The organism is Pseudomonas sp. Leaf434 (assembly GCF_001425545.1).
GTDB classification, from domain to species: domain Bacteria; phylum Pseudomonadota; class Gammaproteobacteria; order Pseudomonadales; family Pseudomonadaceae; genus Aquipseudomonas; species Aquipseudomonas siliginis.
Genome location: NZ_LMQZ01000001.1, coordinates 545,936 through 559,494, shown reverse-complemented (window position 1 = coordinate 559,494; position 13,559 = coordinate 545,936). Strand labels below are relative to the sequence as shown.

The following is a 13,559-nucleotide window of genomic DNA, read 5'->3' as shown; positions in this document are numbered from 1 at the left end:
ATTCCTTTTCGTTAGCGGATCACTTCTTGGCGGCGTCGGCTGCGGCGACTTTCTTGTCGGTCGCGGCGGCTTTGGCTGGTGCAGTTTTTTTCGCTGGAGCCTTGGCCGGTGCCTTCTTCGCAGGAGCCTTGGCGGCGGTTTTCTTGGCTGGCGCCTTTTTCGCCGCCGGCACAGCGGCTTTTTTCGCGGCAGGCGCCGGGGTAACCGGTTTGGCCACTGGCTTGACGTCTTGCGCAGCAACCATCGTCACCGGCTTCGGCGCAGGCATGTTGTATTTGCTCAGCAGCGCAACCATGGTGTTTTGCGGAGTCACCAGCAGTTCGACACGACGGTTCAAGGCGCGGCCTTCAACGCTGTCGTTGGCCGCACGCGGCGCTTCGGAACCCATGCCGCGCAGCATCAGGCGATCACGCTGCAAGCCGCTGAGGCGGAAGATCGCTGCCACCGATTGCGCACGTTCCTGGCTCAGCTTGACGTTGGCCGGTGCGGCACCGCTGGTGTCACTGTGACCGAGCACCAGCACTGCGGTTTTCGGATCGGCTTCAAGGATTTTCGCCACGCGAGTGAACGGGCCAAGGGTGACCGGCAGCAGCATCGCCGGACGGTCCGGATTGAACGAGCCTTCGACCGGCGCCGTCACCACCAGTACGTTGTCGCGACGCTCGAGTTGCAGATTGCTGTCTTTCACCGCTTCACGCAGACGCGGCTCGTAGTCGTCGAGCCAGGCCTGAGTCACCTTCGGATCGGGCATCGGCACGGCTTTGGCGGTTGGCTGATCCTTGCCGCCGAACGGCCACCACCATTTGCCATTGGACTGCGCCTCGGCTTTGGCCACCTCGACCGGTTTGGCTTCAGGTTTGACCTCGGCTTTCAGATCAGCCTTGACCGCTTCATCGCTGGAACCGAACGGCCAGTACCACGGGTTGCTGCTCTCGGCCTTGGCCACTGGCGCGGTTGCCGCCGGTTTCAACGGGGCCGGGGCCGGGGCCGGGGCCGAATCTTTGGCCGCGACTTTGTCGGGAGAACCGAACGGCCACCAACTGCCGCCGTCTGCATCGTTTTTCGGAGTCTGTGCGCAACCGGTGATCGCTACACACAGGGCCAGGGCGAGGGTCTTTTTAGATGACATTGAAAATCCACAAAATGAAGTAATGAAAAATCAGAGCACTTTCGCCCGGATAAACAGCCGTTTTGAAACGAAAATCCCTTCGAGGTTCCGACCCTGGAACCTCAGTTGAAGCTTTACAGACAAGTGGCAAGCACCCGCGCCAGCTTTTGTGCACGCGGATCCATCAAAACGTAAGGCCCCAGGGTATTTGTCACGAAACCGAAAGCCACATCGTGCTCCGGATCAGCAAAACCGATCGAGCCGCCCGCTCCCGGATGACCGAACGCGCGTGGTCCGAGGCCGTAGGTGGCGTTGGGCACGTCCGGTTGATCGAGCATGCAGCCGAGGCCGAAACGGGTACGAGTGAGCAAGGTCTTGTCATCGCCAAGGCTGTGCTCGCGGGTCAGCTCTTCGAGCATCTCGCTTTCGAGCAGACTGCCGTCCAGCAGGCCGGCGTAAAACCCGGCGAGGCTGCGCGCATTGCCGTGGCCGTTAGCCGCAGGCTGCTGCATGCGGCGCCATTCCGGCTTGTTGGTGCTGGTCAGCACTGACGGCGGATTGGTGAATGCGCGGGTGGTCATGGCAGTCGGTTCGCGCATGGTCACTTGCAGCAGACGCTGAGCCGCAGCGTCGCCGGCGTTGCCCTTGCCACGGGCGATGTGCGCCACGCGATGAAACTCTTCGTCGGCCAGGCCCACATGGAAATCCAGGCCCAACGGTTTGGCGACCCGAGCGACGATCGACTCGCCCGGCCCGCGCCCGTCAGCGCGACGCAGTAATTCGCCGACCAGCCAACCGTAGGTGATCGCGGCATAACCGTGACCGGTGCCCGGCGTCCACCATGGTGCTTCGGCCGCGAGGGCATCGACCATGGTTTGCCAGTCGTAAAGGGCTTCAGGGGCGAGCAGTTCGCGCAGCGCCGGCAAGCCGGCCTGATGGCAGAGCAATTGGCGCAGGGTGACGGATTCTTTGCCGGCGGCGGCGAATTCCGGCCAGTAGCGGGCAACCGGGGCATCGAGTTGCAACTTGCCTTCAGCGACCAGTTGCAGTGCGGTAACGGCGGTGAAGGTCTTGGTGCAGGAGAACAGGTTGGCGATGGTATCGCTGTGCCAAGCCTCGGCGCCGTCCTTGTCGGCGGTACCGGACCAGAGGTCGAGGACGGTTTCTCCACCGACCTTGATGCACAGGGCTGCGCCGCGTTCCTGGGGATCGTCGAACAGTGCGGCGAAAGCCTCGCGCACCGCTTCGAATTGAAGCTCGTAATGTCCCTGAATCTGCACCCGCAACTCCCCCGCGAAAACGCTCTACAAAGTGGCCCGCATTGTTCCAGCCCTTGAGGGATTTGGGAACAGGCGCGGGCCAGACGGTTGATCCGCAATTTGTGGCGATCCCTTCGCGAGCAGGCTCGCTCCCACAGGGGATCTGCGCTGCTGTTGATATCCAGTGTGGGAGCGAGCCTGCTCGCGAAGAACGATAACGCGGTCTGAAACCTAGTGACCATTCCCCGAATGCCCACCCGCCTGTGCAGCCCCCGGCGCTTTGCCAGCCTCGGCCTTGCGCCCGCCTTCCACTTCCGCCGCCGGGGTTTTCTGCGCCTCCTTGCCCAGTTGCTCCAGCGCCTGCAGATTGCTTTTGCGCACCGCTTCGACGAAGCCCTGATACGGCAGATCGGTCATCCCGACCAGACCGAAATGGCCGTTCTCGCCGTCGAGCAAACGCCCGGTCACCGGTTGGTCGAGATACTGGAACCAGTGCACGCCGACAATCGACGGTTCGCTCAGTGCCTGTTTGAGGAAGTTGGCATAGGCCGGGCCGCGATCTTCCTCCTTGGCCAGCTGCGTCACGCCGCCCCAGAACGGGCCTCGGTCAGCCGAGCCGAAGTTGAATTCAGTGATCAGCACCGGTTTGTCCAGGGCTGCCAGCGCGGCGAAGTCGTAGCCGTCCTGCGGCTTGAGCGTGTACATGTTGAAGCTCAACACATCGCAATACTGCGCGCAGGACGCCACGGCTTCAGGCGTACTGGTGGCGAAGCGACCGCCCAGGAGCATCTGGTTCGGCGCGTGCCATTTCAGCGAATCGGAAATGGTCTTGAAATAGGTATCGGCGAAGACCTTCTGGAAGTATTTGAAATCCGCTTCGATCTCCGGATGCTCCGGGTTCGGCAGTGGCGGCACGAAGCCAGGGTCTTCCATCAATTCCCACGCCGGCAACTCGATGCCCCAGGCCTTGGACAGTCCGGCCTGATTGCGGTACTTGTCGCGCAATTGCTTGAGAAAGGCGCGTTTGGCCGGTACATCGGTGGTCATTTTCAACGTGCCGTAGGCCAGCGCGTAGCGAGCCTTCGGATCGTCGCCAGGACCAGCCCAGGCCAGTTCGTTGTCGGCGTAATAACCGATCAGCCACGGATCGTCACGGTGATCGCGGGCGGCAATGGCCACGGCGCGCTCGGTGGCCATGGCGAAACGCGGATCGAACGGATCCGGCATGCCGCCCCACCAATCGCTGCCCGTGCTGATGCTGGTGTAATCGCCGACGATCGACAGCGGCAAGGTGTACGGTACGCGCTCAGCATCCGCCAGCGACGGCGCGCTCCAGTTGCCCACTGTGTTGAAGCCCCAGGCTTGCAGCCGATCGAGGGTGTGCCGGGTCCAGCGCTGTTCATCAATCCTGGCTGTGCACGGAGCTATTTCCGTGCTGGACGCTTGCACCGCGTCAGTCTGCGCCGCTTCGGCAATTCCGGATTTTGGCTCGGCAGGCACCGCTGCGGTTTCAGCGGCCTGCACCGAACCGGCCTCAGCCGCCCCAGCCTTCGCCGCTTCGGCAATCCCGGCCTTGTTGTCGCTGTCTGCCTTGCACGGTTCGCCGTTCAGGCGTTGCAGATTGGCGCCATAGAAGTCGTACCAGCGGCCGTTGCCGTAGCCACGCCCCTGGTCGGCGCCATTGCCGCCACGGTTGTCACCCTCGCCAAAATGCGCGGCCAGCGGGTCGTCGTTCTTAGGCAACGATTCAAACATGGATTCACGGCCGGCGACGTAGGTCTGGTTGACCTGCGCGCTGACGGTGTTGACGCCCAACGAATAGAACGGGTGGCCTTCAGGAGTCACCAGATACCAGCGGCCATCGCGTTTTTCCGTGCGAAAGAAACCGCTGGCCTTGAACGCCGGGCCTTTGTTCCAGCCCCCGAATGTGTCCAGCGAAGCCTTTTCACGCTCGGCCAGCCACGTATTCAGCTGTTGCTGCTCTTTGCTGGCGGCGCTTTTCAGTTGTTCGTCGCTGCTGACTTTTTCCGGCCATTTACTACGGGTTGACTGACCGTAGGCGTCGACCAGATTGCCGTACACCGCCCGCGTCACCGATTCGCCGTCCTGCACGCCGAACCGCTCGAGCAACAGGCTCTGCGCAACTTTCGGCTGATCCATCGACAGACTCACCGAAACCACCTGGCTGCGGTCGATCTCGCCCGTGCTGCTGGCCAGCAGGATGCGTTGGCCATCGACGGTCATCGGCATCGGTGGCCCGGCTTTCATGCCCTGGCTCAGTGGCGTCGACGCCACCAGCGGCACCAGCAAGGTCTGCGCGGGGCCTGCGGGCAGATCGACGCGGCTGACCAGAGTGCGGCCATCGTTGCTCTGGATCTGCACATAGACTGTGACCGCCCAATTCATCGCACTTTGCAGACGCAGGGTCATCATGTCGGACTGCGACCAGTCCCAAGCACCAGTCTGTGGGGTCAGGCGCAAGGTCGGGCGGGCGACCGGGTTGAACGTCACCCGGCGCAGCACTTCACCTTCGGCGGTCTGTTCGGCATTGGCCTGTGGCAGGTCGGCGTTTTCCGTGGCGACCTTGACCACGTCGGCCGGGCGTACGAAGTTGAACAGCGTCTGCTGACCGGCAGGGGCCGCCAGCAACGGCGCGGCAAAGATCAAGGCGAAAACAGCGGGCAACGAACGGCGGATCATAAGAACGGAGTTCTCCCTAACGACCAGTCAAGGCCAGTGGAAAAGCGGTGGCAGAGAGATAGACAACGCGGCGGGCCAATCGGCCCACCCGTGTCTCAGGATATTTCACGACGGAAAGGAGGCAACGCATTGAGGATCGCCTTGCCGTAGCGCTGAGTGACCAGACGCCGGTCAAGCAAGGTGATGGTGCCGCGGTCTTCTTCGGTGCGCAGCAGACGGCCGCAGGCCTGGACCAGTTTCAGCGAGGCATCGGGCACGGAGATTTCCATGAACGGATTGCCACCGCGCGCCTCGATCCACTCCGATAACGCGGCCTCAACCGGATCATCGGGCACCGAGAACGGAATCTTGGCGATCACCACGTGCTCGCAGTAGGCCCCCGGCAAATCGACACCTTCGGCAAAACTGGCCAGCCCGAACAGCACGCTGGAATCACCGCCATCGACCCGCGCCTTGTGCTTGTTCAGGGTTTCCTGTTTCGACAGGTTGCCCTGAATGAACACTTGCTTGCGCCAGTCGCGGTCGAGACCGTCGAATACGTCCTGCATTTGCTTGCGCGAGGAGAACAGCACCAGTGTGCCTCGTGAACCTTCCACCAGATCGGGCAGCTCGCGAATGATCGCCGCCGTGTGGGCGGCGGCATCGCGCGGGTCGGCCTTGAGATCCGGCACGCGCAGCACGCCGGCATCGGCATGATGGAACGGGCTCGGCACCACCGCTGTGACAGCTTTTTTCGGCAGACCGGCGCGCATGCGGAAACGGTCGAAAGTGCCCAGCGCCGTCAGCGTCGCCGACGTCACCAAGCAGCCGTAAGCGACGTTCCACAAACTGCGACGCAAGGTTTCCGCCGCCAGAATCGGGCTGGCGTTGACCTCGATATCGAACAGCGAGCCGCTTTCGGCCAGGGTCAGCCAGCGCGCCATGGGCGGGCTGTCTTCCGGGTCTTCGGCGGTGAACGCGGTCCACAATTCCCAGTTGCCGGAAGCGCGGGACAACAGGCTGCCGAACAGCGGATACCATTCTTCGGCCTGATTGCTGGCGATGCCGATGTTGACCTCGCCGTCCATGCCTTCCTTGAGCAGGTCGGTCAGGCGTTGAAACAGGTCGTTTAGGCGCGAATAGCCTTTTTTCAGCTCGATGCCCATCTCGCGCATATCCTCGGGAATCACCCCGCCGACAAAGCGATGACGCGGGCGCTCGCGGCCTTCGACGTCTTCGCCCGGTTTGAAATCGGCGATCTGCTCGCAGGCGGTGAACATGAACTGCTGCTGGGTCTTGATCTCCCGTGCCAGCTCGGGCACCTGCTCGATCAGCTTGCCGAGATCACCCGGCAACGGATGCTGCGCGAGCAGTTTGGTCAGATTCTTTGCGGTGGTTTCCAGCCAGTCAGCAGTGGAGCGCAGGCGCGTGTAATGGGCGAAGTGGCCGATGGCTTTGTCCGGCAGGTGGTGACCTTCGTCGAACACGTAAATGGTGTCGCGCGGATCCGGCAACACGGCGCCGCCGCCCAGTGCCAGGTCAGCCAGGACCATGTCGTGGTTGGTAACGATCACGTCAACCTTGCCCATGCCTTCGCGGGCCTTGTAGAAGGCACACTGGCCGAAGTTCGGGCAATGACGGTTGGTGCACTGGCTGTGATCGGTGGTCAGGCGCGCCCAGTCGGCGTCTTCCAGCGCGTTCGGCCAACTGTCGCGGTCGCCGTCCCACTTATTGCCGGCGAGCTTTTCGATCATGCTGGTGAACAGCTTCTGACTGGCCTCGTCGACTTCGATCTTGAAGCCTTCTTCTTCGAACAGCTGCGCGGTGGCGGTTTGTGCGTGGCCTTCCTGCAACAGCATGTCGAGCTTGGACAGGCACATGTAGCGACCACGGCCCTTGGCCAGGGCAAAACTGAAATTCAGCCCGCTGTTGCGCATCAGGTCGGGCAGATCCTTGTAGACGATCTGCTCTTGCAGGGCGACGGTCGCGGTGGCTATCACCAAACGCTTGCCGGCCAGTTTCGCCGTAGGGATCGCCGCCAGGCTGTAGGCCACCGTCTTGCCGGTACCGGTGCCGGCTTCCACCGCGACAATCGCGGGGTCGCCACTGCGCCGGCCTTCGTCATCGGTGTCGATATCCCCGAGGACCTTGGCGATTTCGGCGATCATCAGGCGCTGGCCGTAACGCGGCTTGAGGCTCTTGGCCTCTAGAAAACGCGAATAGGCGCCCTGGATCGTGGTTTTGAGTTCAGTGCTGATCATTGAGTGTCGGGCGCAAAACGCTGGATAAATTTTCAGTGGTTTGATTCGGCGGCTATCATACCCCGCTAATCGATCCCGCGCAGAACGGAGTGACCCAATGACACCTTTTAGCCTCGTTTACCCCCTGCATGTCCTCGCCGCTCTGGTGTGGGTCGGCGGTATGTTTTTCGCCTGGATGGTCTTGCGCCCTGCGGCTGTGAAGGCTCTGGACGGCCCCGCTCGCCTGACCCTGTGGGTGGAAGTGTTTCAAGGTTTTTTCCGTTGGGTCTGGGTCGCCGTGATCCTGTTGCCGATCAGCGGCGTGGGCATGTTGCATCTGCAGCAGGTCGGATTTGAAACCGCGCCGAAGTACGTGCAGGTGATGATCGGTTTGTATGTGGTGATGACGGCACTGTTCATCCGCATTCAGGGGTTGATGCTGCCAGAATTGCGCAAGGCGGTTGAGGCGAAGGATTGGCCGGCGGGTGCGGCAGTGCTGGGGCGGATTCGGCGGGTGGTGGGGCTTAATCTGCTGGTCGGGTTGGTGCTGGTGGCGGTGGCGGCGGCGAGACCGATGCTCTGAATCGCACTATTTTTCTGCTGTGAACACAGTTGTGGCGAGGGGATTTATCCCCGCTGGGTCGCGAAGCGGCCCCGCTCTAAAAATCAAAAACGGGACTGCTACGCAGCCCAGCGGGGATAAATCCCCTCGCCACATAATTTCACTCACCAAAGATCTTCACTCACCAAAGCATTTTATTGATCAGAGAGTGGGTCGCAGTTTTAGAGCCGTTGCACGGTAACCGAACCCGCCGCCCCCACCGGCCCCGGCTGGCCATCCGCACCGGCCTTACCGTTCTTGCCGCCATCAGCGCGATAGACCAGGCAGCCCTTGGATTTGCCGCCCTTCCCTGCTTTACCACCGACACCCGCCGGTCCGCCGGCACCGCCAGCCACGTTGACCTTGATCAGCTCGGCCGGGAAATCCCGTGGTACGGCGAGTCGCACCAGCGCACCCGGCGCGCCTGGCTGGCCATCGCTGCCGTCACTGCCATCGGCGCCGTGGCCGGCCGATCCATAGGTGCAGCCCGGATCTTCACCGTTGCCGCCGTCGAGGCCGACGAAACCCGGCGCGCCCCTGCCGCCACGGGCATCGACCGTCAGTTGCGGCGCGCTCAGGGCCTGAAATTGCAGGTTCAGATTGCGCCCGGCCCGGGCCGCTTTTTCATAAGTGCCGGGGGCGCCGCGCGCGGTGATCTGGCTGCCCTCGCTCAATTCAGCGCGCTTGACCTTCACTTCCAGCGCTTGTTCAGCGGGAACGATAGCAATACGTGCTTCATGGCCCAGGCGCAGTTCATTGATGTTCAATTCAGTCACGTTGGACGGGATCAGCAAGGTGCCGTAATCGGCGACTTCCAGTTTCTCCAGTTGCAGCGTGCTGGTGGTGTTGGGCAAGCGCATCAAAGAATTGCTTTGCACGTTGACCACCTGGGCGCAGGCCAGTGGACTGATGAATGCAGCGAGCAGGCAGAGTTTACGCATGGGAAGAAGCCTCCGGAGCGGCCGGGGCCGGGATGGTTTGCAGGTGGAAAACGCCGAACAACAGGATGCGGCCACGATCTCGCCAAGGGTGCGGACGGCCCTTGAGGCTGCGGTTGCACAGCAGCACTTCGAGTAGATGAATCAGCAACAACAGAGCGCCGGCCAGATTCACCAGCAGATGCAGCGGATGAACAAACGGCACCAGTTGATTGGCCAGTACCACGCAGCAGAACAGCAGGGTCAGCAAACGCCCCAGCCCCCAGAACACCTTCATACGCTCCCCCGTGTTGCGAATTATTCTTTGCACGCACAGTACCGGCTTCTGCGGGGGATAAGCCAGAGGGAAAAATGAAATTTGTGCAAACGCGGATGAAATGGCTGCCGGGGCGACGATCTCGACCCGGCAGCTCTAGCCTGCGTACTACAGACGGTTGCTAACGATTGATGTGCAGCTCGACCCGGCGATTGTCCGCGCGGCCTTCATCGCTGGCGTTATCGGCGACCGGCTCACTCTCGCCTCGGCCCTCGCTGGTGAGCTTGTTCGGCGCCAGCCCCTGACTCAACAGATACGCTGCGACACTGCTCGCGCGCCGCTCGGACAAAGCCTGGTTATAGGCGTCGGAGCCTTTACTGTCGGTGTGCCCGATGACCTTGATGCTGACCACATCGGCATTGCGCAGCTTGTCCATCAAGGTGTCGAGCTGGGCTTTGGCCGCCGGGGTAAGATCGGACTTGTCGAAATCGAACAGCACGTTGCCGGCATCGCTCAAGGTGATCACTTCAGATTGCGGCGCCGGTTCGACCGGTTTGACTGCCACCGGATATTGCGGCAGCGGGCAGCCACGGTGATCGACTTCGGTGTTTTCCGGAGTGTCCGGGCAGCGGTCGCGGCGGTCGAAGACGCCGTCGCTATCTTCGTCGCCATCCTGGGCGTAACAGATCAGCCCGCCGGTGACGATACCCAATGCCGCGCCGCCGCCGGCCCAGCCGGCGCTTTCAATGGCGCCAAGACCGCCGCCGACCAGACCGCCAAGCAGGCTGCAGATCGGCCACGTACGTTGATTGAGGGGGGCGGTGCCATCGCTGTGAGTGGCACAACCGGTGAGCAAGCTGCCAAGCAGCAGCACCGGCAAGACGGACCTTGAGAAAAGACGCATTTGTGAACGCTCCTGTGTACCGGCCCATACCGGTTACACAGGAGTAAAGACCCGCATCCGCGACTGCACAAGCCGCGGATGCGAGAGGGGCTAGCGGACGATTTTGATTTCGGTGCGACGGTTCTGTGCACGACCATCAGCCGACTTGTTGTCAGCCACAGGCTGGCTTTCACCAAGGCCCGACACCGAAACGAAGCTGGCACGTGGCACGCCCTGCTGGATCAGGTATTCCACCACCGAGTGCGCACGACGATCCGACAGTTTCTTGTTGTAGGCATCGCTGCCGACACTGTCGGTGTGACCGGTCACGGTCAGTTGCGCGGTAGAGGATTCCTGTTTCAGGCGATCGGCGACCTTGTCCAGCACTTGCCTGTCAGGGCCGGTCAGCGTGGCTTTGTCGAACTCGAAATGCACATCACGAATGACGATGGTTTCTTCCTTGACCACAACCGCTTCTTCGACCACTGGCGCAGGCGTCGGTGGCGGGCAACCGTCAGCATCGACCTGCACGCCTTTAGGCGTACCAGGGCACTTGTCGCGACTGTCCGGCACGCCATCGCCGTCTTCATCACCATCACCGTGCACCCAGCAATAGGCCGCCGCCGTACCACCGACAATCAGTGCACCGTAACCTGCCCACGAAGCGCTTTCCGTCGCGCCGAGACCGGCACCGACCACACCGCCGACCGCCGCACAGGTCGGCCAGTCGGTTTTCTGCAAACCTGCACAACCAGTCAACACACTGGTTAGCAGAACCAAGGGTAATGCTGTCCGAACTATGCTCATCTAGTTTTCTCCTGAGGGATCGGCTTAAAACCGATTCAGGGAGTAAAGACCGGAGTTTTAATCTCCGCCAGCAATAGGCCACCGCTGTTTGCGACCGTGTTCACAGGGGTTTGCCTCTTTGGGCGAAAACCGCCGCCACCGGGCGCTTTGCCGACGCGGTCTGGCAGGCTAGTCTTGGCGGTCTGACTGAGGAGCTTCGATGAACGTCGCCATTTCTTCGCGCACGCCACAACAGGCGTTGGCCGCTTTGCTGGATCGCTACGCCCCGGCCCGACTGCTGCTGATCGGCGCCAGCGAGTTTCCCGCCTTGAGCGCTTTCAAGGACGCGCATCCAGACACCGTGGTCGCTCATGCCGCGCCCGGCGCGTTGCCCGCCGAATTGGCTGCGCAACGCTTCGATCTGGCGCTGGTAGTCGATTGCCTGGAACATTTGCCCAAACGCGATGGCCTGAATCTGTTGGGCGGCATCCGCAATCTCAACGCCAGTCGCATCGCGGTGCTGGCGGATCTGGCCGCCAGTGGCTGGCAGGAAACCGATTTCTATTCGCTGGCACTGCAGGCCAGCGAGCGTTTTCAGCGCGACGCGCAGGTGCTGACCCTGTTCACCTACGATCTGCTTGACTACAAACAAGTCCCCGACTGGCTCAATTCACGCTTCTGGGCCAATCCGGAAAACTTCGGGAAATACTGGTGGTAATGCAATGAGTACAGCCATTTGCCCTTGCGGCAGCGGCAATCTGCTGGATGCCTGCTGCGGCCCTTATCATGACGGCCACCCGGCGCCGTGTGCCGAAGCCTTGATGCGTTCGCGCTACAGCGCTTATGTGCTGGGGCTGATCGACTATCTGGTGGCGACCACCCTGCCCGCGCAGCAGGCGGGGCTGAACCGACAATCGATCAGCGACTGGAGTGCGCAAAGCACCTGGCTTGGTCTTGAGGTGGAAAGCTCGGAAGTGTTCGGCGGCCAGCCGGAACACGCTTTTGTGACCTTCACCGCACGCTGGCATGACAGCCAGGGCGAGCACAGCCATCGCGAGCGCTCTTCGTTTGTGCAGAACGGCGGGCGCTGGTACTTCATCGATCCCACGGTGCAGCTGAAGCTGGGGCGCAATGACGGCTGCCCTTGCGGCAGCGGGCAGAAGTTCAAGAAGTGTTGTTCGGGTTATTTCGGCGCTTGAAAGCCAAGATCAAAAGATCGCAGCCTTCGGCAGCTCCACGGGATTAGCCGAAGGCTGAAATCTTTTAAGGTCTAGACTGGGCACAAAGGGAGTCAATTTCATGCTCGGTCGTCGGCGCACATTACATTTCCTGCTGTTGATGCTGATCGTAAACCTCGGCGGCTGTGCCTCGTGGTTCAGCGATGACAGCGTCGAGCCTGCCGTGCATCTGGTGAAAGTCGAGGTGGTGCGGGCCAAACTGCTCGAGCAAAAATTCATCCTGCACTTTCGCGTCGACAATCCCAACGACAGCGATCTGACCGTGCGCGGCCTCGAATACCGGATTCACCTGGCGGACATGCTGCTCACCGAGGGCGAGCATGAGCACTGGTTTACCGTCGGGCCAAAGCGCAGCGCTTACTTCAAAGTGCCGATCCGCACCAACCTGTGGCCGAAGGTCAAACAGGTGGTGAAACTGCTGAAAAATCCGAACCAGCAGATTCCCTATCGATTGCAGGGGGAAATGGAAACCGGTTTATTCATCGCCCACTACGTGCACCTTGAGCGCAATGGCGTGATAATCCCCGCCGATCTAACTCCGGAGTGACCTCGATGACCCAGCAACCCCATGTCCATGGCCCTGACTGCAACCACGATCATGACCACCATCATGATCACGACCATGGCCATGTCCACGGCCCGAACTGCGGCCACGCCCACCAGGAACCGGTGCGCAACGCCCTGAAAGACGTCGGCCGCAACGACCCTTGCCCATGCGGCAACGGCAAGAAATTCAAGAAGTGCCACGGCGCTTGATGTCACGGGCGAAGATCTTCTTCGCCTGACACACCGCTTCGCGAGCAGGCTCGCTCCCACAGTGAATTGCATTCCTTCTGACGAAATGCGCTCGAATGTGGGAGCGAGCCTGCTCGCGAAGGCGGCGGCACATACGCTACAAAATTTCAGCCCGCCGCCAGAATCTGTGAAGAGCCGACCACCGTCGCATACTCCCCATGCAGATTGCCCAGCGACATCCCGTGCACCTCTTCAGCGGTACGCGGTTTGCCGAAATAATCGGCCTTGTCGAAGGTAAAGCACGCATCCTCTGCCACCCATGTGTCGAAACCCAGGTTGCCCGCAGTGCGCGCCGTCGACTCAACAGAGTTATTGGTCGCCACACCAACGATGATCAGTTGCCCGATCCCGGCCTCACGCAACTGCGCCTCCAGCCCACTGGCACAAAACGCATCGGGCACCTGTTTCTGGATCAGCCATTCAGCGTCCTGCGGCATAAAGCGCGGCTGAAACTCCACTCCGTCCTGCTCCGGCCAGAACACCGAATCAGGTGAGCGCGACAAATGCTGCACGTGAATCACCGGGCGCCCGCGCAGGCGCCACAGCGCCAATAACTCAAGCATTCGCTCTTCGGCCTGAGGATTATTCCGCCGCCCCAGACGCGGATGCAGAATGCCTTTCTGCTGGTCGATGATGATCAGCGCAGCGTTGCTTTGAAGCTCCATAGCGATCTTTCTCCTGACAGGTCTCGGGACTCATTCCGCAGTTCAACATCAGCGCTTTCCCACAAGCAACTGTCACAGCTTTGACCGATCAGCCGACAACAGCACAAATAA

At 61.4% G+C, this 13,559-nt stretch carries 14 protein-coding genes; 5 read left to right on the top strand and 9 right to left on the bottom strand.

Going from position 1 to position 13,559, the window contains the following annotated elements; translation table 11 throughout:
- Nucleotides 1–19: 19 nt before the first annotated feature.
- The 4 genes from ASG55_RS02485 to dinG form a co-directional block, all read right to left on the bottom strand.
- Nucleotides 20–1,129, bottom strand: a complete 1,110-nt coding sequence (locus ASG55_RS02485) for an OmpA family protein (RefSeq protein ID WP_056783362.1) — start codon at nt 1,127–1,129, stop codon at nt 20–22.
- A 113-nt stretch (nt 1,130–1,242) separates the two neighbouring features.
- Nucleotides 1,243–2,388: a serine hydrolase domain-containing protein gene (locus ASG55_RS02480; RefSeq protein ID WP_056783360.1), complete on the bottom strand. Its 1,146-nt coding sequence runs from the start codon at nt 2,386–2,388 to the stop codon at nt 1,243–1,245.
- Nucleotides 2,389–2,598: 210 nt separating this feature from the next.
- Nucleotides 2,599–5,067, bottom strand: a complete 2,469-nt coding sequence (locus ASG55_RS02475; protein ID WP_056783358.1) for a beta-galactosidase — start codon at nt 5,065–5,067, stop codon at nt 2,599–2,601.
- Between the two features lie 95 nt (nt 5,068–5,162).
- Nucleotides 5,163–7,307 carry an ATP-dependent DNA helicase DinG gene (gene dinG, locus ASG55_RS02470; protein WP_024011911.1) on the bottom strand — a complete coding sequence of 715 codons (2,145 nt, stop codon included), beginning with the start codon at nt 7,305–7,307 and terminating at the stop codon, nt 5,163–5,165.
- A gap of 97 nt (nt 7,308–7,404) precedes the next feature.
- Between dinG and ASG55_RS02465 the strand changes: the two genes are divergently transcribed.
- Nucleotides 7,405–7,869, top strand: a complete 465-nt coding sequence (locus ASG55_RS02465) for a CopD family protein (protein ID WP_016771373.1) — start codon at nt 7,405–7,407, stop codon at nt 7,867–7,869.
- A gap of 200 nt (nt 7,870–8,069) precedes the next feature.
- On the opposite strand, the gene ASG55_RS02460 is transcribed toward ASG55_RS02465, so the two are convergent.
- From ASG55_RS02460 to ASG55_RS02445, 4 genes are all read right to left on the bottom strand, one after another.
- A complete protein-coding gene (locus ASG55_RS02460; protein WP_056783356.1) occupies nt 8,070–8,828 on the bottom strand; it encodes a collagen-like triple helix repeat-containing protein in 759 nt (252 codons plus the stop codon).
- Nucleotides 8,821–9,102, bottom strand: coding sequence for a DUF1145 domain-containing protein (locus ASG55_RS02455; protein WP_016771375.1), 282 nt, complete (start codon nt 9,100–9,102; stop codon nt 8,821–8,823). Before ASG55_RS02455 ends, ASG55_RS02460 begins: the two co-directional genes overlap by 8 nt.
- Before the next feature lie 160 nt (nt 9,103–9,262).
- Nucleotides 9,263–9,985 (bottom strand): OmpA family protein, encoded by a 723-nt coding sequence (locus ASG55_RS02450; protein WP_056783354.1) that lies wholly within the window; start codon nt 9,983–9,985, stop codon nt 9,263–9,265.
- Between the two features lie 90 nt (nt 9,986–10,075).
- Complete coding sequence (locus ASG55_RS02445) at nt 10,076–10,771, bottom strand: OmpA family protein (protein ID WP_056783352.1); 696 nt, start codon at nt 10,769–10,771, stop codon at nt 10,076–10,078.
- Between the two features lie 199 nt (nt 10,772–10,970).
- Between ASG55_RS02445 and ASG55_RS02440 the strand changes: the two genes are divergently transcribed.
- The 4 genes from ASG55_RS02440 (at nt 10,971) to ASG55_RS02425 (ending at nt 12,744) form a co-directional block, all read left to right on the top strand.
- Nucleotides 10,971–11,468 carry a DUF6231 family protein gene (locus tag ASG55_RS02440; protein ID WP_056783350.1) on the top strand — a complete coding sequence of 166 codons (498 nt, stop codon included), beginning with the start codon at nt 10,971–10,973 and terminating at the stop codon, nt 11,466–11,468.
- 4 nt (nt 11,469–11,472) lie between these two features.
- Complete coding sequence (locus ASG55_RS02435) at nt 11,473–11,949, top strand: YchJ family protein (protein ID WP_041478058.1); 477 nt, start codon at nt 11,473–11,475, stop codon at nt 11,947–11,949.
- Between the two features lie 100 nt (nt 11,950–12,049).
- Nucleotides 12,050–12,535 (top strand): LEA type 2 family protein, encoded by a 486-nt coding sequence (locus tag ASG55_RS02430; RefSeq protein WP_024011906.1) that lies wholly within the window; start codon nt 12,050–12,052, stop codon nt 12,533–12,535.
- A gap of 5 nt (nt 12,536–12,540) precedes the next feature.
- Nucleotides 12,541–12,744, top strand: a complete 204-nt coding sequence (locus ASG55_RS02425) for an SEC-C metal-binding domain-containing protein (RefSeq protein ID WP_003198420.1) — start codon at nt 12,541–12,543, stop codon at nt 12,742–12,744.
- A 146-nt stretch (nt 12,745–12,890) separates the two neighbouring features.
- Here the strand turns inward: ASG55_RS02425 and ASG55_RS02420 are convergent, their stop codons facing one another.
- Entirely contained in the window at nt 12,891–13,448 is a 558-nt protein-coding gene (locus tag ASG55_RS02420) for a cysteine hydrolase family protein (protein WP_056783348.1), read from the bottom strand.
- Nucleotides 13,449–13,559 lie beyond the last annotated feature (111 nt).

Excerpts from the sequence above, each read along its gene's own strand:
- ASG55_RS02485 (WP_056783362.1), bottom strand. The coding sequence starts at position 1,129 with ATGTCATCTAAAAAGACCCTCGCCCTGGCCCTGTGTGTAGCGATCACC.
- ASG55_RS02475 (WP_056783358.1), bottom strand. The coding sequence starts at position 5,067 with ATGATCCGCCGTTCGTTGCCCGCTGTTTTCGCCTTGATCTTTGCCGCG.
- dinG (WP_024011911.1), bottom strand. The coding sequence starts at position 7,307 with ATGATCAGCACTGAACTCAAAACCACGATCCAGGGCGCCTATTCGCGT.
- ASG55_RS02465 (WP_016771373.1), top strand. The coding sequence starts at position 7,405 with ATGACACCTTTTAGCCTCGTTTACCCCCTGCATGTCCTCGCCGCTCTG.
- ASG55_RS02460 (WP_056783356.1), bottom strand. The coding sequence starts at position 8,828 with ATGCGTAAACTCTGCCTGCTCGCTGCATTCATCAGTCCACTGGCCTGC.
- ASG55_RS02455 (WP_016771375.1), bottom strand. The coding sequence starts at position 9,102 with ATGAAGGTGTTCTGGGGGCTGGGGCGTTTGCTGACCCTGCTGTTCTGC.
- ASG55_RS02450 (WP_056783354.1), bottom strand. The coding sequence starts at position 9,985 with ATGCGTCTTTTCTCAAGGTCCGTCTTGCCGGTGCTGCTGCTTGGCAGC.
- ASG55_RS02445 (WP_056783352.1), bottom strand. The coding sequence starts at position 10,771 with ATGAGCATAGTTCGGACAGCATTACCCTTGGTTCTGCTAACCAGTGTG.
- ASG55_RS02440 (WP_056783350.1), top strand. The coding sequence starts at position 10,971 with ATGAACGTCGCCATTTCTTCGCGCACGCCACAACAGGCGTTGGCCGCT.
- ASG55_RS02435 (WP_041478058.1), top strand. The coding sequence starts at position 11,473 with ATGAGTACAGCCATTTGCCCTTGCGGCAGCGGCAATCTGCTGGATGCC.
- ASG55_RS02430 (WP_024011906.1), top strand. The coding sequence starts at position 12,050 with ATGCTCGGTCGTCGGCGCACATTACATTTCCTGCTGTTGATGCTGATC.
- ASG55_RS02425 (WP_003198420.1), top strand. The coding sequence starts at position 12,541 with ATGACCCAGCAACCCCATGTCCATGGCCCTGACTGCAACCACGATCAT.
- ASG55_RS02420 (WP_056783348.1), bottom strand. The coding sequence starts at position 13,448 with ATGGAGCTTCAAAGCAACGCTGCGCTGATCATCATCGACCAGCAGAAA.